The 24,319-nt window shown below is 30.4% G+C and carries 26 protein-coding genes; 12 read left to right on the top strand and 14 right to left on the bottom strand.

The window, feature by feature from the left end:
• Positions 1–58: 58 nt before the first annotated feature.
• From LCI24_RS10855 to LCI24_RS10845, 3 genes are all read left to right on the top strand, one after another.
• Positions 59–700, top strand: coding sequence for a peroxiredoxin (locus LCI24_RS10855; protein ID WP_121148250.1), 642 nt, complete (start codon positions 59–61; stop codon positions 698–700).
• A 90-nt stretch (positions 701–790) separates the two neighbouring features.
• Positions 791–1,099, top strand: a complete 309-nt coding sequence (locus tag LCI24_RS10850) for a thioredoxin family protein (RefSeq protein ID WP_099214027.1) — start codon at positions 791–793, stop codon at positions 1,097–1,099.
• 2 nt (positions 1,100–1,101) lie between these two features.
• Positions 1,102–1,359 (top strand): DUF6952 family protein, encoded by a 258-nt coding sequence (locus LCI24_RS10845; RefSeq protein ID WP_028892839.1) that lies wholly within the window; start codon positions 1,102–1,104, stop codon positions 1,357–1,359.
• Between the two features lie 57 nt (positions 1,360–1,416).
• Here LCI24_RS10845 and LCI24_RS10840 read toward each other — a convergent pair whose 3' ends face one another.
• The 3 genes from LCI24_RS10840 to LCI24_RS10830 form a co-directional block, all read right to left on the bottom strand.
• Positions 1,417–1,839, bottom strand: a complete 423-nt coding sequence (locus LCI24_RS10840) for a response regulator (protein ID WP_274640384.1) — start codon at positions 1,837–1,839, stop codon at positions 1,417–1,419.
• Between the two features lie 2 nt (positions 1,840–1,841).
• Entirely contained in the window at positions 1,842–3,716 is a 1,875-nt protein-coding gene (locus LCI24_RS10835) for a sensor histidine kinase (RefSeq protein ID WP_274640383.1), read from the bottom strand.
• Positions 3,717–3,812: 96 nt separating this feature from the next.
• Positions 3,813–4,193 (bottom strand): Hpt domain-containing protein, encoded by a 381-nt coding sequence (locus tag LCI24_RS10830; RefSeq protein WP_274640382.1) that lies wholly within the window; start codon positions 4,191–4,193, stop codon positions 3,813–3,815.
• Between the two features lie 132 nt (positions 4,194–4,325).
• Here LCI24_RS10830 and LCI24_RS10825 point away from each other — a divergent pair, with 132 nt between their 5' ends.
• The 5 genes from LCI24_RS10825 to LCI24_RS10805 all read left to right on the top strand — a co-directional run bounded on the left by LCI24_RS10825 (position 4,326) and on the right by LCI24_RS10805 (position 10,952).
• Complete coding sequence (locus LCI24_RS10825; protein WP_274640381.1) at positions 4,326–4,694, top strand: response regulator; 369 nt, start codon at positions 4,326–4,328, stop codon at positions 4,692–4,694.
• A 157-nt stretch (positions 4,695–4,851) separates the two neighbouring features.
• Entirely contained in the window at positions 4,852–5,823 is a 972-nt protein-coding gene (locus LCI24_RS10820; RefSeq protein ID WP_274640380.1) for a HEAT repeat domain-containing protein, read from the top strand.
• A 12-nt stretch (positions 5,824–5,835) separates the two neighbouring features.
• A complete protein-coding gene (locus LCI24_RS10815) occupies positions 5,836–7,269 on the top strand; it encodes a glycosyltransferase family 2 protein (protein ID WP_274640379.1) in 1,434 nt (477 codons plus the stop codon).
• 6 nt (positions 7,270–7,275) lie between these two features.
• The gene (locus LCI24_RS10810; RefSeq protein ID WP_274640378.1) at positions 7,276–9,687 is read left to right on the top strand and encodes a sulfatase-like hydrolase/transferase; all 2,412 of its coding nucleotides are present in this window, start codon (positions 7,276–7,278) and stop codon (positions 9,685–9,687) included.
• Between the two features lie 119 nt (positions 9,688–9,806).
• On the top strand, positions 9,807–10,952 hold the full coding sequence (locus LCI24_RS10805) for a YaiO family outer membrane beta-barrel protein (RefSeq protein WP_274640377.1): 1,146 nt from the start codon (positions 9,807–9,809) through the stop codon (positions 10,950–10,952).
• A 52-nt stretch (positions 10,953–11,004) separates the two neighbouring features.
• On the opposite strand, the gene LCI24_RS10800 is transcribed toward LCI24_RS10805, so the two are convergent.
• From LCI24_RS10800 to LCI24_RS10780, 5 genes are all read right to left on the bottom strand, one after another.
• The gene (locus LCI24_RS10800) at positions 11,005–12,318 is read right to left on the bottom strand and encodes a DUF3570 domain-containing protein (protein ID WP_420802993.1); all 1,314 of its coding nucleotides are present in this window, start codon (positions 12,316–12,318) and stop codon (positions 11,005–11,007) included.
• A 27-nt stretch (positions 12,319–12,345) separates the two neighbouring features.
• Entirely contained in the window at positions 12,346–12,555 is a 210-nt protein-coding gene (locus tag LCI24_RS10795) for a DUF4266 domain-containing protein (protein ID WP_099214035.1), read from the bottom strand.
• Positions 12,552–13,547, bottom strand: a complete 996-nt coding sequence (locus LCI24_RS10790; RefSeq protein WP_274640376.1) for an FAD:protein FMN transferase — start codon at positions 13,545–13,547, stop codon at positions 12,552–12,554. Before LCI24_RS10790 ends, LCI24_RS10795 begins: the two co-directional genes overlap by 4 nt.
• Complete coding sequence (locus tag LCI24_RS10785) at positions 13,531–13,968, bottom strand: thioredoxin family protein (protein WP_274640375.1); 438 nt, start codon at positions 13,966–13,968, stop codon at positions 13,531–13,533. The genes LCI24_RS10790 and LCI24_RS10785 overlap by 17 nt, the downstream gene beginning before the upstream one ends.
• Positions 13,969–14,093: 125 nt before the next feature.
• A complete protein-coding gene (locus LCI24_RS10780; protein WP_274640374.1) occupies positions 14,094–14,987 on the bottom strand; it encodes a LysR family transcriptional regulator in 894 nt (297 codons plus the stop codon).
• A gap of 110 nt (positions 14,988–15,097) precedes the next feature.
• Between LCI24_RS10780 and LCI24_RS10775 the strand changes: the two genes are divergently transcribed.
• Positions 15,098–15,721 (top strand): LysE family translocator, encoded by a 624-nt coding sequence (locus LCI24_RS10775; protein ID WP_274640373.1) that lies wholly within the window; start codon positions 15,098–15,100, stop codon positions 15,719–15,721.
• A gap of 54 nt (positions 15,722–15,775) precedes the next feature.
• On the opposite strand, the gene LCI24_RS10770 is transcribed toward LCI24_RS10775, so the two are convergent.
• The 5 genes from LCI24_RS10770 to LCI24_RS10750 form a co-directional block, all read right to left on the bottom strand.
• Positions 15,776–16,207: a hypothetical protein gene (locus LCI24_RS10770; RefSeq protein WP_274640372.1), complete on the bottom strand. Its 432-nt coding sequence runs from the start codon at positions 16,205–16,207 to the stop codon at positions 15,776–15,778.
• A gap of 62 nt (positions 16,208–16,269) precedes the next feature.
• Complete coding sequence (locus LCI24_RS10765; protein ID WP_274640371.1) at positions 16,270–16,770, bottom strand: cupin domain-containing protein; 501 nt, start codon at positions 16,768–16,770, stop codon at positions 16,270–16,272.
• On the bottom strand, positions 16,748–16,921 hold the full coding sequence (locus LCI24_RS10760; RefSeq protein WP_274640370.1) for a hypothetical protein: 174 nt from the start codon (positions 16,919–16,921) through the stop codon (positions 16,748–16,750). The genes LCI24_RS10765 and LCI24_RS10760 overlap by 23 nt, the downstream gene beginning before the upstream one ends.
• Positions 16,914–18,356 carry a sodium:solute symporter gene (locus LCI24_RS10755; protein WP_274640369.1) on the bottom strand — a complete coding sequence of 481 codons (1,443 nt, stop codon included), beginning with the start codon at positions 18,354–18,356 and terminating at the stop codon, positions 16,914–16,916. The genes LCI24_RS10760 and LCI24_RS10755 overlap by 8 nt, the downstream gene beginning before the upstream one ends.
• Before the next feature lie 63 nt (positions 18,357–18,419).
• Positions 18,420–19,052, bottom strand: a complete 633-nt coding sequence (locus LCI24_RS10750) for an NAD(P)H-dependent oxidoreductase (protein WP_274640368.1) — start codon at positions 19,050–19,052, stop codon at positions 18,420–18,422.
• 220 nt (positions 19,053–19,272) lie between these two features.
• Here LCI24_RS10750 and LCI24_RS10745 point away from each other — a divergent pair, with 220 nt between their 5' ends.
• The 3 genes from LCI24_RS10745 to LCI24_RS10735 are packed head-to-tail and all read left to right on the top strand — an operon-like array spanning position 19,273 to position 21,768.
• Positions 19,273–20,544: a DUF2851 family protein gene (locus tag LCI24_RS10745; protein WP_274640367.1), complete on the top strand. Its 1,272-nt coding sequence runs from the start codon at positions 19,273–19,275 to the stop codon at positions 20,542–20,544.
• A gap of 5 nt (positions 20,545–20,549) precedes the next feature.
• A complete protein-coding gene (locus LCI24_RS10740; RefSeq protein ID WP_274640366.1) occupies positions 20,550–20,942 on the top strand; it encodes a DUF3592 domain-containing protein in 393 nt (130 codons plus the stop codon).
• Positions 20,943–20,997: 55 nt separating this feature from the next.
• Positions 20,998–21,768 carry an SH3 domain-containing protein gene (locus LCI24_RS10735; protein ID WP_274640365.1) on the top strand — a complete coding sequence of 257 codons (771 nt, stop codon included), beginning with the start codon at positions 20,998–21,000 and terminating at the stop codon, positions 21,766–21,768.
• An 84-nt stretch (positions 21,769–21,852) separates the two neighbouring features.
• Here LCI24_RS10735 and LCI24_RS10730 read toward each other — a convergent pair whose 3' ends face one another.
• Positions 21,853–24,306 (bottom strand): alpha-ketoacid dehydrogenase subunit alpha/beta, encoded by a 2,454-nt coding sequence (locus tag LCI24_RS10730; protein WP_274640364.1) that lies wholly within the window; start codon positions 24,304–24,306, stop codon positions 21,853–21,855.
• Positions 24,307–24,319 lie beyond the last annotated feature (13 nt).

The following is a 24,319-nucleotide window of genomic DNA, read 5'->3' as shown; positions in this document are numbered from 1 at the left end:
TAAGAAACGAAATACATTTGTGCTCGTAAAAAATTATTAATCAATAAAAAATTATAAAATGGCTACAGCAGTAGGAAAAAAATTCCCAAGTTTAAACGTAGATGCAATGAATGAAATGGGTGATACGTTTAAATTAAATGTATTAGAAGAAGCAGTTAAAAACAAGAAAAAAGTGTTGTTATTTTGGTATCCGAAAGACTTTACTTTCGTTTGTCCAACTGAGTTACACGCTTTTCAAGCTGCATTACCAGAATTTGAAAAAAGAAATACTATTGTAATTGGAGCTTCTTGTGATACTCCTGAAGTACACTTTGCTTGGTTAAGCCAATCAAAAGACAACGGAGGTATTGAAGGTATTACTTATCCATTATTAGCTGACAGTAATCGTAATTTGTCATCTATTTTAGGTATCTTAGACATCTCTAACGAAACTTACGATGAAGCTACAGGAACTGTACAAGTTGAAGGTGATAACGTAACGTATAGAGCTACATATTTAATTGATGAAGAAGGAACTGTATTCCATGAAGGAATCAACCACATGCCAGTTGGTCGTAACGTAAACGAATATTTACGTTTAGTTGATGCTTACACTCACGTACAAGAAAAAGGTGAGGTTTGTCCAGCAAACTGGGAAGAAGGTAAAGAAGCAATGCAAGCAAATGCTAAAGCTACTGCAGAGTACTTAGCAGCAATCTAAAATATAATTTAAGAAAGGAAACAAGTTCGTGTGAGATAAGTGAAGGGGTCGAGCACGAGCTCCTTTCGAAATTGATAATATTAAGAAACTATGGTACAAGAATTGAGTCAAGACAATTTATCAGAGGTTGTTGCAGGTAATAAAAAAGTAGTAGTACAGTTTTCAGCTACTTGGTGTGGTAACTGTCGTATTATGAAACCTAAATTTAAAAAATTATCTTCTGAAAATGAAGATATGGTTTTTGTAATAGCTGACGCAGAGAAGTTTCCAGAAAGTAGAAAACTTGCAGATGTAAGTAACTTACCTACTTTTGCTACTTTTATTGATGGTAAATTTGTAAATCAAACTCAAACTAACAAGTTTGATGTGTTGAAAGATTTAGTAAACGAAGTAGCTTAATTATGAAATTACCTGTAATTAAACACTTAACTTCATTTATTGAAGAAAACGATCAAGACTACGTACTAGAAACTATTGAAACTCTTGAAGCTTTAACTGAGGTTCCATCGTTAAAAGACGAAGAATTAGACGTAATAGGAGAGTTAATCTCTAATATGTACGGAGCAATTGAAGTTGATAAAATGATAAAAGACGGAACACCTAAAAAAGAAGCGTTAAATAACTTTATGAAACGCGTTTTAGGTTCAATTGACCAATAGTTTTTAGAAAGACATTTTATAGGATCCCAGTTAACTGTTAACTGGGATTTTTTATTTTTAAGAGTGATTAAATTTTGTTGGAAAATTTGAAGCTAAAATACTTTTTAGTTTATCTGAAGTTAAAGGTTTTGATTGAAACTCATTTATTTGATTAATAGATTTAGCTTTTTCTCTGTCATTAGGATCTAAAGATGTAGTAAGCATAATAACAATCTTTTTAGCTTGTCGATTTTTATCAAACTTTTTATACTCTTCTAAGAAATCCCATCCATTCATTTTAGGCATATTAATATCTAAAAAAATAAGCTCAGGATGAGGAGATTTGTCATCAACTTTAGATTTTAAATATACAAGAGCTTCTTCAGCACTTTGTTTACATACAACATGTTCAGTACAGTTTTCTTTTTCTATAATTAACTTATGAAGAAAGTTGGTTGCAGGATCGTCATCGATTAATAAAATAGTGTGTAGTTTTTTCATAATTATTGGTTTGGTATTGTAAAGAAAAAGGTACTACCTTTTCCTAGTTTAGACTTAACTCCGATTTCTCCTCCATGCATTCCTACTATCTTATGGCAATGTGCAAGACCAATTCCGGTACCTTCATATTCATTTTCTGAATGTAGGCGTTGAAAGATTGAAAAAATCTTTTTTTGAAATTGCTCAGGTATTCCAATACCATTGTCTTTTACATAGAATTTCCATGCATGGTCTTTCTTTTTTGCTCTAATTGAAACTTCAGGAGGAATATCTTTTTTAGAAAATTTTATAGCATTACTAATAAGGTTCTGAAATAATAACCTAAGTTCTGTTGGATAAGCGTCAATAATGGGTAAATCACTATATTCTATAGTTGCTTTGTTTTGTTTAATGCTACTGTTTAAGTCTTCTATAATATCACTAACCAGAAGATTACAGTTTACTTTAGATATTTCTCTTTGACGACCTAACCTAGAATAATCTAATAAGTTTTTAATTAAACTACTCATTCTACTAGTTGCTTTTTTTATAAAAAGAAAAAGTTGTTTAGCATTGTCGTCTAATTGATTGTTGTATTCTTCATAAAGTATGTCAGAAAAAGCAGCAATAGTTCTTAAAGGTTCCTGTAAATCGTGAGAAGTAATATAGCTAAATTGCTCTAACTCTTGATTTTTTTGCTCTAAGGTTTTTACATATTTAGAAGCAAGTAATTCTTCGGCTTCTTTACGCTTTGTAATATCTAACTGAATAGCCATATACTCTCTAATATAGTCAGTTCTTTTCTTCAAAGGAACAATGGCAGTTTCTGTCCAATACAACGAACCGTCTTTAGCTCTATTTTTTACTTCTCCAAACCATGGTTTTCCTGAGGACACTGTTAACCAAGCTTCTGTAAAAAATGAGTCTGGATGGTAATCTGAACGAACAATTTCATTTGTGTGCCCTAGGATTTCTTCTCTAGAATATTTAGAAATTTCACAAAACTTATCGTTTACATATTTAATAAATGTGTTTTCATCTGTAATAGCAACAATAGCTATTTTATCTAAAGCTTCTTTAAACTGTAATAATTCTGAGTTTTTATGAATTAGACTCTTTTCTAATACCCTTCTTAGATAGTCAGATTTATTTAACCCTATAGATATAATGTAAGTATATAAAAAACCAGAAAGAATAAGTACTAAAGTGTATACAATGATACCAGATTGTGCTCCAATAATATTTTCATTTATTAGGGTTAACATTAAAAAGCTCAAGAAAAAAGGAATAAGAATAATAAAAGGTAGTAGTCTTTGAAGAGATTTGCTACCATCGCTGTTTCCTAAAATAGTTTCTTTAAACCCAATGTTATACGATTTAAATACTAATAAAAATGAAATAAAAATAAAAGATACTGCTGTTTGGATAGACATGGTTCTGAAGAAACCAATTTTTGATTCCATCGGGATTCCTAAAATAAAATAAAGGATACTAATTAACGAAACAACAGAGGTTACAAGGGCAACATGTTGAGTAGTTGCTATATAAGCTCTATTGGTTGATTTTAGACCTGTAAGTCCAATAGAAAAGAAAATAAAACATACTGCTGTAGCTTCAGACATTCTTCCTGGGTTAACTGCTGTAAAAGTATCTTTTACAAATAGGTTGTCTATATATAAGTTAATCCTAAAAATATATTCTATAAGAGTTAAAGTACTAATAAATAGTATGGTGTATGTTAGAATAAAGAAAGGTTTTCTGTATTCGCGTTGTTTTATTCTACAAATAATTAAACTTATTATAGATAGAAAAAATAATAAGGCAGTATTAAACTTAGTTGTAGCCCCATTTTTATTAATTGTAAATACGAGTTGTTTATGAAAAAACCACTCGAGCATAGTCAAAAGACTAAAAAACAAAACTAAATATGTGAACAAGTAACTTATGTACTTAAGTTTTTGTGATTTCATGTAGTGAGGGACTCTGTAAGTAGGTTAATTATTGTTTTTAGAAAAGCAAGAGAGCATTCTCTCATACTCAATAATGCTTTCGTGATAATTATCTATAACTGAATTTATAAGCAGTTTTATTCGTTTAATATCTTTTGATTGTGAGCTTAATTCTTCAATTTCAATAAGCAAATTTTTAGATTTTAGCCCCATAATGGTAAAGGAAGACTTTAAAAAATGAGCAACTTCTTTAATTAAAGTAAAATCTTCTTCATCACTAGCTTTTTTTAGAGTAGCAATTTTCTTTTTACTTTCTGTTAAGAAGACAGAAATCATTTCAACATACAAGTCAATATCATCAGAAAGATTCCTATTTAGAAAATCTAAATCAACAATTTCGCTATGAAAACAATTGTTTTTTAACATGGGGGACAGTTTTTTAAACACAGTTTTATTACAGGTAATTAAGTAGTTAAACTAGCATATTTTTGTTATATTTGAGTATTAAGTGTGATTTTTCTATAAAATTAGTAAAAAAAGTATGTAAATAATAATTTAATGAGCAAGGAAAAGAAAATTGTTATAGCTGAGGATAACTCAGTGTTTTTATTATTAATTAAATTGAAATTAGAAAAGGAAGGTTATGAGTTGTTTGTTGCTGAAGATGGAAAAAAGGCAATTGAACTCATAGAAGCTCATCAACCTGATTTGATTTTAACAGATATAATGATGGATTACCTTTCTGGTTTGGAAGTTATAAGTCATGTTAGAAATGTATTAAAAATGGATGTCCCTATTCTTGTTTTTTCGGCTTCAGGTCAAGAAGAAATGGTAACGCAAGCGTTTAATTTAGGTGCTAATGATTTTATGGTAAAACCATTAATGCCTAATGAGTTAGTGATAAGGGTAAAACGAATGCTTATGTAAAATAAACTTATCCCTCAACTTTATGGTCCCCCCTCAATTTATCGATTCTTTTTTAAAAGGCCTTCCGTCTATTGCCAAAATAATCTGGATACTTACTATAGTCTTCTTTTTTATTTTACTAAGTCTTGTCCTATTTTTAAAAGTGGTAAGATTTCGTTTGAGAAAAAAAGAAGCATTTGTTAAAAATCAGAGTGAGCAATATGAAATTTATATTGTAGACTACCTATATGCATGTGAAGATAGTAAAGAAGTAAACAGTACTCAGAAAAAGATTGTCTCACAAATAAAACTCAGTTTAATAACCAGTATAAACAGAAAAACATTTGTTAATACACTTTTAAAATTAAAAGGAGAAGTTTCTGGTAATATGATTGATATAATTAATCAGTTGTATAAAAAATTAGAGCTAGACACGCGAGCCTTATCTAAGCTAAAAAGTAGTAAATGGCATATAATAGCAATAGGAATTAGAGATTTAAGAAGGTTTAAAGTATTAGAAGCTCAAAATGAAGTAGCGAAGTGTATTAATCATTCTAAAATGGAGGTTCGTAGACAAGCCTATTTATACTTTATAAATTTATTTGGTTTTAAAGGACTTGATTTTTTAGATAACTTAAAGTCATCAATTTCCGTTTGGGATCGAATAGGAATTTTAGACGCATTACAAGGAATAAAATCTCAAGAAACCCCCGATGCTGGTAAGTGGTTAAACTCTAAAAATGATTATGTTGTATTATTAGCTCTTGAATTAGTAAGAGTTTATAATTTAAGGGGAACAAAAGAAGAACTACTACAACTAATACAGCATAAAAATAGTGAGATTCGTCTTAAAACAATAAATGTTTTAAACTACTTGTATATAACAGAAGCAAAAGAATTGCTAATTAATACTTATGAAACTTTATCGGTAAAAGAACAAATAGCTGTATTTAAGTTGTTGGAAAATATGGGAGCAAAAGAAGAAGAGCCTTTTGTTTTAAAATATGTTACCAGTAACGTTTTTGAAATTAAAGTTTTAGCCCTAAAAATTTTAAAACAAATAGACTCCCCTAAATTTATAGGTATTAAAAATGAAATAAGTAGGCTAGGGAATTTTAAGGTTATTGATTTTTTAGAAAATACCCAGTAAAAAAAGAAAACTATGGATACTTCAAGTGTTGCATATTACATATTGTTAATCATTCACTTTTTATTTTTAGGATACTCGTTTTTGGTTTTAGTATCCTACGGGATACTAGCAGTTTACTCTAGAAAAGAAACAATTTCATATTTACGAAAAAATAGCTTTGTTAATTACAAAGAAATCTTATCATCAAGGTTAGCACCAGGCATTTCAATAATTGCTCCAGCCTATAATGAAAGTTTAAATATTGTAGAAAATGTAAGGTCATTGCTTTCTACTCACTATGCAGATTATGATGTAATTATAGTTAATGATGGAAGTACAGATGATAGTTTAGAAAAGTTAATTAAAGCTTACAATTTAGAGAAGGTAGAATATCTAATTAATGAACGTATCAAAACAAAACCAATAAGGGCAGGAGTTTTTAAATCAAAAAACCCAGCCTTTGAAAGACTTATTGTAGTAGATAAAGAAAATGGAGGAAAAGCAGATGCCCTTAATGTAGGGCTAAACATTAGTAAAAATGATTATGTGGCTTGTATTGATGTAGATTGCCTGCTGATGGAAGACTCACTACAAAAAATGATTAAGCCTTTTTTAGAATATACAGATAGAAAAGTAATTGCATCTGGAGGAGTTATAAGAATAGCTAACTCATGTATTATAAAAAACGGGAAATTAATAGATATAAACTACCCAAAAGCAACCTTAGTTAGATTACAAATACTAGAATACTTACGATCTTTTTTATTGGGTAGAATGGCATGGAGTAAATTAAATGGATTGTTGGTAATTTCAGGAGCGTTTGGAATGTTCGATAAAAACATAGCCATTAAAGTAGGCGGATATAGTACAGAAACAGTTGGAGAAGATATGGAAATTGTTGTTCGAATGCGTAGGTATATGGAAGAGCAAAACAAAAAATATAAAGTAGCATATATTCCAGATCCTTTATGTTGGACGGAAGCTCCAGAAAGTTATAGAACATTTATATCACAACGAAATAGATGGACAAGAGGAACAATTGAAACATTAAAAACACACAGAGTAATAGGATTCAACCCAAAATATAGAGTTTTAGGAATGTTAAGTTTTCCTTATTGGTTTCTTTTTGAGCGACTAGCGCCTATAATTGAAGTATTAGGAATTATATATTTTACAGTTTTACTTTTTATAGGAAGTGTTCACTGGAATTACGTACTTGGATTTTTCTTGGTAGCCTATTTTTCTTCAGTAATTTACACCTTATTAGCAATTTTTTCAGAAGAATTTAGCTTTCACCAATATAAAAAAAGGGGAGTAGGCTTTCAGTTAATAAAGTCAGCATTTATAGAACCATTTCTTTTGCATCCAGTAGTCTTATATGCAGCGCTAAAAGGAAATAAAGACTACTATTTTAATAAAAAGCTTAAATGGGGAAAAATGACTAGAAAAGGATTGAGTAACAAGTAATGAATTATGAAAAAAAGCCTATTAATATATTTAAAAGTACTTGCAGCATTATTAGTAATGTTTTGGTTACTGGGTGTAGTAGAGGTTTTTGTTAGTTTTAAAGAAACACATACAATAATTTATGTTGCAAAACTTGTTATGTATAAGCTATTACATGCTTTTATAACAGTTGTAACAATAGGAGTGTTGTTTTTGCCAATATATTATTTAGTAGGGCTAGGAAATAAAAAAATAGCGGAAATAACAGCCATAGCCCTAGGAGTATTTCTTGTTATAGGAGAGTTTTCTTTAGTAAAATATAGTACAACTACTCTGTTAAACTTAGGAGCAGATCTTTTAGGGTATTCGTATGACGATATTTATAAAACTATTGAATCTTCAGAATCGTTTTCTGTTGTCAACTATCTACTTTTCCTAGTAATTCCGTTATTATTTTTAGTAGTTGTTTACCTGTTCAAAAAGAAAATACCAGAAAAGCTTTTTCTTAAAACAGCTCTAGGGTTGCTAATAGTGGCAGTACTATTAAGGCTCTTTAGTTTAGAATTTAATGAAGCTAAATATCAAAATAAAATAAGTTTTTTAGCAACAGATATTTTAAAATTTAAATTAGACGAAGCACAAACATACAGCTATCAACCAGGAGAAATAAAAGAGTATCCCTTTTTAAAACCATCAGAAGAAACAAAAGATGTGTTAGGAGCTTTTTTTAATACAAAATTGCAAAAACCTAATATAGTTATAATTATAATGGAAGGATTAGGGAGTGAGTTTGTAGATGGCAATTCATATAGCGGATTTACTCCATATTTAGATAACCTAATAACACAATCGTTATATTGGGAGAATTTTGTTAGTAACACCGGTCGAACCTTTGGGGTACTACCTTCACTACTTGGATCGTTACCTTTTGGAGACACAGGTTTTTTAGAAATACCCAAAACACCATCACACCTATCGCTATTTAATATATTAAAAGCAAACGGGTATACAACTTCGTATTATACAGGAACCCAATCTAGCTTTGATAAAATCATTAACTTTTTAGAATATAATAGCGTTGATTTTATTGTTGACGAAAATAAATATGGACCGTCATATGTAAAAACAGGTGGAGTAGATGGTTTTTCTTGGGGCTATCCAGACGCAGAAATGTTTAAAAAAGTTGTAAGTACTTTAAAAAATAAAAAGCAGCCTAGGTTAGATGTGATAGCAACACTTAGTAATCACGAACCTTTTGTGTTTCCAGAGAAAGAAATCTATAAAAAGAAAGTAGACAGTATATTAAATACATCACGGGTTTTTGGAGTTTCTAAAAGAGAAATAGAAAATAAAAAAGATATTTATGCAACACTACTTTACAGTGATAACTCTCTAAAAAACTTTATGGAGAGTTATAAAGAAAGAGAAGATTTTGATAATACAATTTTTGTGATTACGGGTGATCATAGATTAATTCCGATAGAACAAAAAGATAAACTGTGTAGGTTTCATGTACCGTTGCTAATATATAGTTCCATGTTGAAAAAAGCGGAACGCTTTAAATCTGTCTCTTCTCATTTAGATATAGCTCCGAGTCTCTATTCCTTTTTAACGAATAACTATATGCTAGAACCATTAAAAGAAACTGCGTGGGTAGGAATAGGTTTAGATACCACAAAAAGATTTAGAAATATTCATCAAATAGGCTTAATGCGTTACAAAGGAGGTTTGAAAGATTTTATTGATGGAGAATATTTACTTTCTGATGGAGATTTGTATAAAATAGATAAAGCTTTCGATACCCATAAAATTAATGATGGAAAAATACTTACCGAGGTAAAAAAGTCTTTTGAAGAGTTTAAAGCAATCAATAAATATGTAACTCAGCAAGATAAAATTTACCCAGATGTTATTTATGAAAAAAAACAATCCAAAATTCAATTTACAGAAGAAGAACAAAAAAGTATAAGAGAAATAACAGAAGGAAAAACGTTTGATGAGGTGTTTTTAATAGCAAGATCAAAGGCTTTTGATGGAGATAGGGCGGGAGCGAGACTATTATGCGATTTCATCTTAAATAATATGCCAAATCATGCAGATACAAGAATTTTAAAGGCTAGAACTTTGTCTTGGGATGGAGAATATAAAGAAGCAGAAAAACTCTTGTTAAATGCAGTTGAAAGGCATCCGTTTTATGATGATACATATGTTGCTTTGTTAGATTTATACTGGTGGTCTGGTCAAGAAAGTAAAAGTATAGCTGTAGCTAAAGAAGCTTATGCAAATGAAGTCAAAAACCCAGACATAAGTTTTAAGCTAGCAAAAGCACACCAACGATTGAAACAAAAAAATCAGGCATTAAAAATTATGGATAGTCTCTTAACAATTTATCCAGACAATAAAGAGTATGTAGAATTAGAAAAAGCATTAAAAGAATGATCCTAAAAAGTATAAAGTATCACCTTTGTATACTGTTAACTTTGTTTGTGTGCTCTGTTTTTTCACAACAGAAAGTATTTCAAGGTGACCCTGATGTAGCTTTTGAAAAAGCGAGAAAAATGACTTTTAATAAACAACGAAAGGAAGCTCAAGATACCTTACGATTTATTTTAACAAAATATCCAAATTATTTAGATGTGCGTTCCTTTTTGGCAAGTACTTATTCTTGGGATGGAAACTATAAAGAAGCTAGAAAAGAGTTTGAATATGTGTTGAAAAAAGATCCAAAAAGGAAAAATGATTGGATAGCAACAATTAAAAACGAGTTGTACGCTTCACTGCCATATAAAGCAAATGACTTGGTGAAAAAAGCATTATCATATTTTCCAGATGACACAGATTTATTATACCTAAAAGCAAAGTCAGAAGAAAAACTACAAAACCCAGAAGAAGCTTTAATAACGCTAGATAAAATAATTAGTATTGATGCTAACAATTCTAAAGCAATTTCTTACAAAGAAAGCTTAATCAATACATTGCGTTTTAATAGCGTTGGACTGAGTTATTCAACAGTTTTATATAATAAAAATGAAAGAGATGCATCTCACTACAGCACACTTAATTATACAAGACAAACAAAATATGGGAGTATTATAGCTAAAATAAACTACTCAAGACGTTTTGATACAGATAATTTACAATATGAAGTAGACTTATACCCAAGAATAACAGATGGTTTATATGCATATGTGAGTGCAGGTTTTTCAAATTCTAGTTTGTTTCCCAAGGTTCGTTATGGAGCAGAATTGTATAAGTCGTTACCATTTAGCTTAGAAGTTTCTTTAGGCTTTAGAGGGCTAAAGTTTTCTGAAACAACAACTATTTATACGGGGTCTGTAGGTTGGTATACAGGAAATAGTTACTGGTCATTAAGACCTTATTTTACACCTAATGATAATGGTACAAGTAAATCTGTTACACTAACCTATCGTAGATATTATAGTGACGCTGATAACTATTTTGGCATTGCAGTAGGGGCAGGATTCTCCCCTGAAATTGACAGATTTCCTGTAAATACAGAGCAAACGGTTGTTTTTGATTTAAAAACACAAAAAATTAGTGGTGAATATGCATTTACATCTAAAAGTAAAAAGCATGCTTGGAAAGCATCAGTAAATATTTTAAGAGAAGAAAAAAGTTTTGCTCGCGGCGAATATTTTTTACTATACACTTTAGGAATATCTTATGATTTAAGATTTAGATAGAGTTTTGGATAAAACTCTTATTGGATATAACTTTTATTTTATGAGAATTTTATTAGTCCATAATAAACTTAAACCCTGCCGTAATTAAACTTGAGTTAAAAGTTGTATTTCTGTCATACTTATAAAACTTCACATCAATACTTTTTAGTCCAAACTTCCATATATGTGCTTTTGAAAAAATATCAGTATAAGAAACACCAAAACCAAATTGGTTAGAAGAATATTTTGAAAGATCATAGTCTGAGGTATAAAAATTGTTTGTAGACAAATGTTTTTCGTAAGCTGCAAAATAATCTGCCGCAGTTTGGTTATAAAATCGGTATGAAGGGTACAATATGAACTTATCTGTAATCTTTACAGGAATTTCAATACTTGCTGTATGAGAGTTAATTCCCCAATCGTCAAAATAGTAACGATAAAAAGTTCGAATTGTAAGTAACTCGTTCAAGTACCAATTTAGTCTACCACCTAAGGCAATCTTAAGCCTATTGTTTGGTAGTTTTTCGTTAGCATCTGCTAATTGAAAGTTGTCAATAAACGAATCGTCTATATCACTAAAATACACTCTTTGGAAAGGAGTAGAAAGCAAGCCACTTTGCTTAGTAAGATCAAAAGCTAATGAACCTTGTACGTTTTTATGTAAAATTTGAGAAAAACCTAGCCCAAAGGAATAAGAGTTCCTGCCTTTATCAGAAAAATCATTAAAAATAGGATTGTAATTAGGGTTTCCTGTAACTGTATTTTGGATAAATAACGCATCATTTATACCGTCACCTCCATCAGAAAAAGGTCTTAATTCATAAGGGTAAATAGTTTTCCAAGTATCTAAGTATATGTTAGCACTAATACTAAGTTCAGTGTTTTTTTCATTAAAAAGTCTCGTGTAACTTCCACCGAAACCTATTGAAGAGTAATCAAACTCTGAAGAAACCGAGGCTTTTGCTGCCCAAATTTGGTTTCTGTCATCAGAACTATGGCTATAATTTCCTGTAAAATTAAACCATAAATCTGAACTTGAGGCTCCTGTAGATGCTTGAAAAGGGTCAGCAGTACCTTTATCAAAAGGGTTTACATTACTTGAAGAAGCTGAGGTATAGGCAGAAATACCTGTGTCTAAAGTTAGTGCATCATCATCATTTAAAGGAATAGAAACAATAATGTTGGCAGTTATGTCGGTTAATTCCTCCGTACCAACACCTCCACTTACTGCAGCATTATCACCATCTTGGCTATAATAGCTTGTTAAAAAATCTACTTCGGTAGTTTCTAAAACACGTTTTTTGTACACCTTAACTGAGTCTTTAGCTTGTTGAGAGAAGCTAAAGAATGATGTAAACAAAAAAGTTATTGATAAAAAATATTTCAAATTATAATTATTAAAAGATTTGACACATTAATTGCAGCCGCAACCGCCTCCTGTTTTACCTCCATTAGCTCCAGAAGCTGCTTCTCTATAGGAATGCATAGTGGTTACATAGCGATCACATTTTTTTTCCGTAAGTGCCATGTCAGGATCGTTGATATTTATTTTTTCGTATTCTTTAACAGCCACACAGCTTGTGCAGAAGAAAATACTTATACTAGCAACTATTAATTTTTTCATATTTTGTCTATCGTTATATTTTTTGAGGTTGAAATTTCACCTTTATCATCAATAATAATGCATTCAATTTTTGGTAATTGATTAACTCTGTTTATACCAACATTTTTCCCCATTACAAAGATTGATGTAGCTAAGGCGTCTGCTAGTTCTGCTTTAGGAGCAAAAACAGTAACACTAATAATTCCGCTAGAAGGATACCCTGTTCTGGGATCAATAATATGGGTATATCTTTTTCCGTTTAAATTTACGAATTTCTCATAATTTCCAGAGGTAACTACAGCACTATTAATTAAAGGGAAAAGAGCAAATACTTTGTTTTTGTTTAAAGGGTTGGTAATAGCAACTTTCCAAGGTTTACCATCAGGTTTACTTCCCCAAGTATTCATATCGCCTGAAGCATTGATAATACCAGCAGAAACACCTTTAGAAATAAGCAATGCTTTGGCTTTATCTGCAGCGTATCCTTTTCCAATAGCACCAAAGCCAATTTTCATTCCCTTTTCTTTTAAAAAGACAGTATTTTTACTTTTGTCTAGTATAATATTTTGGAACCCAACTTTAGCTACAGAAGCACTTATCTTATTAGGAGGAGGCATTTTTGTCATACTACCATCAAACTTCCATATTCGGTCCATTGAAGCATAACTAATATCAAAAGCACCATCGGTTAATTTTGAGATAGAGATTGCTCTTTTAATAAGTTTAAATAGTTCTGAATCAATGACAACAGGTTTAATACCTGCATTCTTGTTAATTTTTGATGTTTGTGAGTTAATATCCCAAGAAGAAATTAGTTTTTCAATTCTTGTAATTTCAGATACGGCAATATCAATATTTTTGTTTGCTAATGCCGAATCATTTGCAACTACTGTAATGTCAAAACGACTACCCATTAGTTTGAGAGTACGTTGATATGTTTGTTGACCGTAATTATAACTAGTAACTACTAAAAACAGTAGAAGAAAAGAGACTGTTTTATTTAATGAAAGCATTTAATTCGTCAATATATGATACTGGAGTTGTTTTTTTATATCCTGTTTCACCCAATACTTTTCCATCTTTATCTAATACTACAACTAAAGGGAAGAAACCTTTCTTGTTATAAGTTTCAAACAGTTTTGCATTGGTGTTCTGTTGTTCTTTAGATAATTTATTTTTCTTTTTTCTAGGAAAATCTGCTTGTAACATTACATAATGTTCTTTTGCATACTCTTTAAAAGTGTTTGTGTTCCAAACTTCTTTATTCAGCTTCATACATGGAATGCACCAATCTGACCCTTGAAAAACAAGGATGATAGGTTTATTTTCTTGCGAAGCTATTTCTTTTGCTTTTGAAAAATCTGTTTGCCAATCTTGGGCATAAGTAGTGCTTAAGCCTATTAGAAAAAAGATGATAATTGTTATTTTATTCATCCGATTGTTATTTTATTGTATTAATAACGAATTATATTTCCCTTTCTTACAATTTATATTAAAAAAGTTATTTAAAAATAAATACTCAATATAAATGTGGTTTAATAATTTTAAGTTGACTGATTCTATATGAATTTTCGGTTATAGTTTTTACCTAGTTTTACTGAATAGTCAATAACGTTTTTAATAATCTTTCTATTGTCATTTTTACGCCAATTAATGTATAGTTCGGTACTTTCTGGTAGTGTGATAAAACGAAGATTGGTATTTAATGAAAATTGATACGAGTAGGGTAAAATAGAAATACCCAAACCTCTACCAATTAAATTTAAAATCATACTTCCAAAATCAGATTCAATATGAGTTTGGGGTTCAAAACCGTAAGTATTAAAAATGTTGCGTAATAATGAAGAAAAATAAGTTGTATGATGTAAACCTGAAAGAATAAATTTTTCATCTTTTACATCCCTTAAATCTACAAATGAATCTTCTGTTACCCAATGATCTTTCGGAACTACAAGGCAAACAGGTTCAGCATACAATCTTTCAGATAAAATAGAAGTATTTAAAACTTTATTTCTGCTAAAAGCAAAATCTATTTGATAACTAGAAAGTAGTTTTTCAAGTGTAATGTCAGTAGGTTCCATAAGTTCTACTTTTAAATCAGGTTTCTCTTCTGAAAATATTTTGAGTAATTCAGGTAAATAGTTGTAAGAGATAGAACCAGGGTAGGCAATACTAACAAGCCCGGAAGAACCTTCATCAATTTTTTTAGCATGCTGATGTGTGCGATCAAACTCGTCTAATAAAACGTCCCATTTTTTCTTAAGGAATACACCAGCCTCGGTAAGTTTTACATTTCTTTTATCTCGCTCAAATAAAGTAACACCTAATTCTTCTTCTAAAGACTGAATTTGCCTACTTAATGACGATTGAGAGGTGTAAACTTTCTCTGCTGTTTTCCAAAAATGTAACTCTTCTGCTAGCGTTAAAAAATATCGAATCTGTTGAAATGTCATTTTAATGCGTTTTTTGCATTAATCAGTCAAAAATAAGTATTTTTTAATAAAGAGAACCGCAGTTGCTTTGCATAAAAAAAACTTTGTAATCATTTTTAAAAAATAAAGAAATGGGAATTGAGAATTTTATTGCATTTTTAGTAGCAACTGTTCTTTTTGTGTTAACACCAGGAATAGAAACTGTTTTTTTAATTAATAAGTCAATTAGTCAAGGACGAAGGTCTGGTGTATATACCAGCTTTGGCTTAAACACAGGTGCTTTAGTGCATACATTGTTAGGAGCATTGGGTTTGTCAATTATGATAGCCAAATCAGCATTGTTTTTTGCATTGATTAAGTATTTAGGAGCGGCTTATTTAGTTTATTTAGGAGTAGCAAAAGTGATGTCAAAAAAAGGATTAATAGCTGAAACGAATGAAGAACAAAAGAAAGATTCAGCAAAAAGTAGTTTTACATCAGGGTTTGTCACTAATATATTAAACCCGAAAGTTGCATTATTCTTTATAGCTTTTTTTCCGCAGTTTATAAGTCCAACAGAAATAGAAAATCCAGTTCCTTTTATTATTTTAGGAGTAATTTATGCAACGATGACTACTGTTTGGTATTTAGTTTTAACATCGTTTGCAGGATCATTTTCAACGAAAATTAAAGAGAACGAAAAAATAGGCGTAAGACTAAACAAAGTATCAGGTGCAATATTTATATTGATGGGATTACAAATAGCGTTTATGTAATAGTAAATAATGCTTAAAAGAAAAAACCTGAGTTATAACTCAGGTTTTTTAAATTTAGAATCGTACAGTTCTATTAGTTATGTTTTCATCATGTTTTTTAGCAAACTTCTTAAGTCTTTCATAATCTATTTCTCCCTTTATGTTAAGAACTTTACTTTTTAATAATTGTTTTATAACATATTTCCATCCTCTCCCATTAAAGCTACTAGTTTCAATTTTTATTTCATCTTCAGAGAAAAACATTTTTCTATAATCATCGTCTTGAAAATGAAGAGTTCCGTTATCTTCTATTTTCATATCTGCAACTTCGTTATCATTAATAAGAGAGTAAAAAGTTATTTCGGTACCAAGACCTCTTTTTTCATATTTTAAAATTTCTTTTCCGTCTACTAGTACTTTTCCTTTTTTTAATTTTATTTTTTGAGAAAACCCCAAAGAAGATATTAGAATAGTAAAAGCAATTGATAATAAAAGTTTCTTGTTCATAATGGTAATTTAATTTGTTTAATAAAGGGAATAAAAATAGCTTTTCTTTATGAAAAGAAACATTAAATGTGAGTTAATTTAGTTACTATTTCTTTATGCTCAGGGAATAATAGTATAAGCTCTTCTCTTTTAGGTAATACAAAATCGTTGAAATCAAATCCAGGGGCAACGGTACAACCTGTAAAAGCATATGAGTTTTCTTTACTAACTTCCGCAGCAAACCAGTAACCAGCAGGGACCACAAATTGTGGTTGCTCATCATTTTCTATGTTATTTCCAATCAATACAAAAGAGTAGTTTCCTTCGGGAGATATCATATGTAGTTTTAAAGTACTTCCTTTATAAAAATGCCAAATTTCATCTTGATTGATTTTATGAAAGGCAGAAAATTTTTCAGAAGTCAATAAAAAATAAATACAAGTGCTGTAGTTTCTATCACCTAAGAAGTTAGAATTTAAGTGTTCGTTTTTAATAACTCCGTTGCTTCTGTAAGTTTCTTTATAAAAACCGCCTTCAGGATGTTCCGTTAAGTCAAACTTTTTAATTATTTGTTGAACTGTCATTTTCTTTTTGTTCGTTTACTTTTTTAATAATTGCCTTTAAACGTTCTTTGGTACGTTGTTTTTCTAAACGAAGTTTATTTTCTTTCTGCTTCATCAAGCGCGTATGCTTCGCTTTGTTTACGGTATTTTTTGCTTTTCCTTTTTTAGCCATTTTTTGATGTTTTAATAGCTAATAATCCTAAGAAAGTTAAGAATCCGTTTAATATCAATACAAAGAATCCAAAGTCAAACCCGAGTTTTTCTTTGCTGTAAAAACTAATTGCATAGGTTAACACTGGAGCTATTAAGCAAATGATAGGAACTAACTTGTCTTTTATGTTTAATTTAGTAAATAGTCCGAAAGCATATAAACCTAGTAACGGCCCGTAAGTATAACCAGCAAATTGGAATATTTTAGCAATTACACTCTCGTTAGCAATAAAATATTTAAAAATTAAGATGGTAGCGACTAAAATAAAAGAGAATAGTACATGGATTTTCTTTCGTATTTTCTCTTTTTCTTCTTCGCTATCTTTCTTGTCAATTTCTAGAATATCAATACTAAAGGACGTAGTTAACGAAGTTAAAGCACTATCTGCACTAGAATAAGCAGCTGCAATTAAACCAAGTAAAAAGAATAGAGAAGTAGCCAATCCTAAATCACCACTCATTGCTATAGTAGGGAATAAATTGTCTTTATGAGCGTTTAGTTCATTTGCTGTAGCATAATCAGTTAACAGGATTCCTAAAGCTAAGAAGAAGAAGTTAACAATGACTAGCACAATGGTAAACCAAAACATGTTTTTTTGAGCATCTTTTAAATTGCGGCAAGTCAAGTTTTTTTGCATCATGTCTTGATCTAAACCTGTCATCACAATTGAAATAAAAGCTCCTGAAAAGAATTGTTTCCAAAAATAATTACCAGCCTTTACATCGTCAAAAAAGAAAGTTTTAGATAAGCTATTGTCTGTTACATACGAAAACAAATTATCAATTTGCATTTTATCTTTTATCATTACAATACAAACTCCAACAGCAATTAGCATAAACAACGTTTGTAAAGTGTCTGTCCATACAATAGTTTTTATACCTCCTTTAAAAGTATATAGCCATATAAGTAAAATGGTAATGGTTACCGTTACCCAAAACGGAATTCCATAAGCATCAAACAAAATTAACTGTAATACATTTGCCACTAAAAACAAGCGAAAGGCAGCACCAATAGTTCTTGAAAGTAAGAAAAAAGAAGCCCCAGTTTTATACGAATATCTACCAAAACGTCCTTCTAAATAGGTGTAAATTGAAGTTAAATTTAATCGGTAATATAGTGGAAGTAGCACCAATCCAATTACGGCATAACCTAATACATAGCCTAGTACCATTTGCATATAACTCATTTTGTCACCTTCAACCCAGCCAGGAACCGAAATAAAAGTAACTCCAGATAATGATGCTCCAATCATACCAAAGGCTACTAAATACCATGGAGATGAGTTGTTTGCTTTAAAAAATGTTTGATTATTTGCCGATTTACCTGTTATGTATGAGATAAGAATTAATACACCAAAATAGGCTAAAATAAGGAGTAGTATATGTAATGGTTGCATATAGTTAAATTATGAATTACGAATGTACTAAAATTATCATTCGTAATTCATAATTAGCATTGTCTAAGAAAGCTCAATAACTACTTCTTCGGTTTTTCTACGAACTTTTTTTAAGTTTTTCATGTAGTCATCTTCTGCTCTAAAACCAACAGGTAATACTAAAACTGACTGTAAGTTGTATTTATCTAATTCTAAAATTTCATCATATTTTTCAGGAACAAAACCTTCCATAGGGCAACTGTCAATTTTTTCATTAGCAGCAACTGTCATTAGATTTCCTAAAGCAATATATGCTTGGTTTTTCATCCAATGGAATAATACTTCAGGAGATTTACTTTCTATATCGTTAGTTAAAAACTCTTTGAACGGATTTAAAATTTCATCGGGTGTGTTTCTAATGTCTTTTACTAATTTAAAATAGCTCTCAACATCTTTAGTAGTAAGTTCTTTAGGGGTACATAATACCAATAAATGAGAAGCCTGTGCAACTTGGTGTTGATTCCAAGAATGTGCTACCAATTGTTGTTGTAAATCTTTGTTTTTAACCACAACCATTTTTACAGGTTGTAATCCATAAGAAGTAGCAGTTAAATTAAAAGCTTCTTTTAAAATATTGATTTGTTCTTCAGAAAGAAATTTATGTTTGTCAAATTTTTTAACAGCGTATCGCCATTGTAAATTTTCTATACTATTCATGTGGTTTTTAATTTTTGTTCTCAAATACTTGAGAGTTATAATACTTCAAGATTTGTCTTGAAATTGATATATTCCTTCACTTAATTACTTTGTAGATTTCTCTACAGTAACTTATTTAGCAAAAATAGAGGAATAAAAAGTTGCCTAAAAATACTTCGAATAATTAATATTGATAGTGTCATAGAAATATTTTGTACATTGAGAATGAAAAAGAAAGCAAATGAAAGAAGAATTTTTACACTTTTTGTGGCAATACAAATTATTTAACAGTACAAATTTAATATCAGTAAAAAGAGAAATCGTTGAGGTTATAGATTCTGGAAGTCATAATACAAATTCAGGACCTGATTTTCTAAATGCAAAATTAAAAATTGATGAGCAGTTATGGGTTGGAAATGTTGAAATTCATATAAAATCATCAGATTGGTATGCACATCATCATGAAAAGGATGTGAATTATGATGCGGTTATTTTACATGTTGTGTGGGAGCATGATGCAGATGTGTTTATGAAAAACAATCATCCAATTCCGACAGTAGAATTACAAAGTTTTGTTCAAAAAGAAGTATTAGAAAACTATAAAAAGCTGTTTTTAAAAGAGCAGCGATGGATTCCTTGTGAAAAGCAAATAGCTGAAACTAGTTCTTTTATATTGAATAACTGGTTAGAGCGCTTGTATTTTGAACGGCTGGAGAATAAGTCGATTGTAATAAAAGAATTATTAGAAAAATCAAATAATGATTATGAAGCAGTACTATTTCAATTACTAGCTAAAAACTTCGGATTAAAAGTAAATGGAGAGGTTTTTTTGCAATTAGCTCAGTCGTTTGATTTTTCTGTATTGCGTAAAGTTCGATTCAGTGAAGAACAATTATCAGCTTTATTGTTTGGGCAAGCTGGATTCTTAGAGCAAGAACTAGAGGGAACTTATTATCTACAACTACAAAAAGAATATGCTTACATACGGCATAAATATAGGTTAAAACCAATAGCTAAGCATAGATTTCAGTTTTTTAGAATGCGCCCGAATAACTTTCCTACGATTAGAATAACTCAATTGATAGCTTTATATAACAAGTATCAAAATTTGTTTTCAAGATTAATAGATATAAATAAAGTAGAGGACTTTTATGACTTATTTACAGGTGAGGTGAATGATTTTTGGAAAACACATTATACATTTGAATCAGAATCAAAGAAATCAGATAAAAGGCTTACAAAATCATTTGTTGACTTGTTAATTATTAATACGATTATTCCTTTAAAGTTTGTTTATGAACAGGCTAGAGGAGAGGTTGATCAAGAAGGTTTGTTACAATTAATAAAACAGTTGAAACCAGAAAATAATTCGATTATAAGTAAGTTTTTGGAGTTAAAAATTAAAGCAAATAATGCATTTGAATCTCAAGCTTTATTAGAGCTTAAAAATAATTATTGCGCAAAGAAATGTTGTTTACAATGCGCTATAGGAAGTAAGTTATTAAAAAAATAAACAATATGATATTTGTAGTTATAACTAGCGTTTTGTCTCTTTTAGTATTTGTTTATACATTACGTAATTACCTTCTTTTTAAGTTTGGAGAAGTAGTTAAGGGAAAGGTTGTTGATGTAAAGTATGAAGTTATAGGAATAAAAACTAGAGTACCAACTGCAAAAATAACATATAATTATACTGTAAGGGGTGAATTGTATGAACGAACGGAGAATAGCGATGCTAAAAAGTACATGTTTAAAATGCATTGCATGGAAGGAGAAACGATAAAGGTTTATGTACATAAAAAGGATATGAGTAAAGCTACTATTGTTGATCTGAAGCATTATTTTTTTCCAGTCGCTTTAACAGGCTTTTTGTTTTTAATTTCAGTTATAGCTGTAGTAGTATCAATATAAAAAACATATCAAATTAATTAATAAAATGATATATTTGCGACAAAAATTTATAAAAATGAAAAAAGTATTAATTGCTATTACATTAGTATCTACTATCTGTGTAGGTTGTAAAGACAACAAAAATTCAAAAAACAATGGAGAAGCTTCAACAATTGAAGAATCTATTAGTGAAAAAGAAGAAAAATCAGCTTCAGCAATTTGTTTATTAGATAAACTATCTATTAGAGAAAGTGCTTCTGCCAAAGGGAAATGGATTACTTCTATTAGCTTAGGTGAAAAAGTAACCTTAACAGGAGATGAAACTATAGATTCTGTTTCGAAGAAGGAGTATTACAAGGTAAAGTTAATTGACGGAAAAGAAGGATGGACTAGATCTACCTTTTTAGCTGTTAATGGTAAAGTGGGAGCTATGTTAGAAGAAGCAGTAGTTTATAAAAGACCAGATTTACTTACTAAAACAGAAAAAAAATACAGCATTATGGATATTATTGCTGTAACTGAAACTCAAGGAGATTGGATTAAGGTTAAAGGAAAAAGGTCTGAAGGAAAGTATATTGAAGAAGGTTGGGTGAAAACTTCTAACATTACAAATGATCAAGTTGATATAGCAACGGCTAAATTTGCAGGAATAGCAAATACTCAACCAACAATGACAGAAAGAATAAAAGCATTGAAAGATGTTATAAATAATTCAGATTTATCTTCTTCTAAGTTTATTACAGTTATAGAGAATAAAATAGAAGATTACGAGTCGAAAAATCAACCTTTAGATGCTCAGGAAGCAGCAACGGCTACTGAGGAAGTAGCAGAGAAAACAGCTGAATAATTATAAAAAAGACTAATAAAAAAACGATTTTAGAATATTCTAAAATCGTTTTTTTTTATTTTAATCTATTTTGAAAAATAGTTATTAATACAAACTCTTAAATTTAGCAGGGTTTGCTTCGTTCATGATTTCGTATACTTTTTCAAAAATATCTTCTGCAGATGGTTTAGAGAAATAATCTCCATCGGTACCATAAGCAGGTCTATGTGCTTTAGCAGTTAAGGTTTGTGGTTTGCTATCTAAATGTTTGTAACCATTTTGATTCTCAACAATTTCTTGTAATAAATATGCTGAAGCTCCACCAGGTACATCTTCGTCAACAACTAACAGACGATTTGTTTTTGCAACCGACTTTACAGTGTCATGATTCAAGTCAAAAGGTAATAAACTTTGTGCATCTACAATTTCTACATCTATACCTACTTGTGCTAAATCTTTAGCAGCTTCTTCAACAATTCGTAAGGTAGAACCGTAAGAAACAATTGTAATATCTGTTCCTTCTTTGATTGTTTCAACAACACCAATTGGAGTTTTAAAGTCTCCTAAGTTTGTTGGTAACTCTTCTTTTAAACGATATCCGTTTAAACACTCTACTACTAAAGCAGGATCGTCACCTTCTAATAAAGTGTTATAGAAACCAGCAGCTTTCGTCATGTTACGAGGAACTAATACATGAATTCCTCTTACGTTGTTTATTATTCCACCCATTGGTGAACCTGAATGCCAAATTCCTTCTAAACGATGTCCACGGGTACGGATAATTAATGGAGCTTTTTGCTTTCCAAAAGTACGATAACGTAGCGTTGCTAAATCGTCACTCATAATTTGTAAAGCATATAATAAATAGTCTAAATATTGAATTTCAGCAATAGGACGTAATCCACGCATTGCCATTCCAATACCTTGACCTAAAATGGTAGCTTCTCGAATTCCTGTGTCAGAAACACGTAACTCACCAAATTTTTCTTGCAAGCCTTCCAATCCTTGGTTTACATCACCAATATATCCAGCATCTTCACCAAAAATTAATACTTCTGGGTGTTTAGCTAAAATAGCATCAAAATTATCACGCATAATAATACGTGCATCTACAATATTTTTTTCTGCAGCATAAGTTGGAGCTTCTGCAGCAATATTTTCAGTTGCTAATTCAGTTTCACTTAATAAATGTGCAGAATATTTTACAGCAGCTTTGTCAATTGAAGCTTTGATGAAGTTTTTAAGTGCCGTTTTTTCAGCAAAATCTTCATCTCTTAAATAACGTAAAGTTTTACGAGCAGCTACTAAAATATCTTTTCTAATAGGTTCAGAAATAGCGGCTAAATCATTTTTATATTTTGTAATGAAAGAACCATTATTGCTTTTTTGAGCAATGGTTTCTAATAAAGAAATAGCTTCAGCTACTTCTGCTTTTATTTCATTTGTATAAGCACTCCAAGCATCACGTTTTGCCTTACTTACTTCTTTTTTTGCTTCTTTTTCAATGTTGATTAAATCCTCTTCAGAATCAATAAACTTTAAAGTTTCTCCATCTTCATTTTCTAATTCAAATTCTAAAATCCACTTACGCATTTGGGCAATACAATCAAAGTCTTGTTCCCATTGTAAGCGTTCTTTTGATTTATAACGTTCATGTGAACCAGAAGTTGAATGCCCTTGAGGTTGTGTTAACTCTTTTACGTGAATTAATACAGGAATATGTTGTTCTCTTGCAATTTGAGAAGCTTTATTGTAAGTGTCAATTAACTGAACATAATCCCAACCATTTACTACGAAAATCTCATATCCGTTACTTTCATTTTCACGTTGGAATCCTTTTAATATTTCAGAAATACTTTCTTTAGTTGTTTGGTGGCGTGCATGTACTGAAATTCCGTACTCATCATCCCAAACATTCATTATCATTGGAACTTGTAGAACACCAGCAGCATTAATTGTTTCAAAGAATAACCCCTCACTAGTACTAGCATTACCAATAGTACCCCAAGCAACTTCGTTACCGTTGATTGAGAAGTTCGTGTGATTTTCTAAACCTTCAACATTTCTGTAAATTTTAGATGCTTGTGCTAATCCTAATAAACGAGGCATTTGACCTGCTGTAGGAGAAATATCTGCTGATGAATTTTTTTGAGCTGTTAAGTTTTTCCAGTTTCCATTTTCATCTATAGAATGCGTTGCAAAATGTCCTCCCATTTGACGACCAGCAGACATAGGTTCAACATCAATATCAGTATGAGCATATAAACCTGCAAAAAAATGTTGTGGAGTTAATTCTCCAATAGCCATCATAAATGTTTGATCACGATAATAACCTGATCTGAAGTCTCCATTTTGAAAAGCTTTAGCCATAGCTAACTGTGGTACTTCTTTACCATCTCCAAAAATTCCAAATTTAGCTTTACCTGTTAAAACTTCTCTTCTCCCTAATAAACTACATTCTCGACTAATACGAGCAATTCTATAGTCCTTTAAAACTTCATCTTTAAAATCTTGAAAAGAAAGCTGTTGAGTATTAGCTATTTCGGTATTTTGCGTCATAATCATCTAATTT

Origin of the sequence: Tenacibaculum larymnensis (assembly GCF_028829235.1) — a bacterium.
Taxonomy (GTDB): domain Bacteria; phylum Bacteroidota; class Bacteroidia; order Flavobacteriales; family Flavobacteriaceae; genus Polaribacter; species Polaribacter larymnensis.
This window is presented reverse-complemented; position numbering and strand designations above follow the sequence as displayed.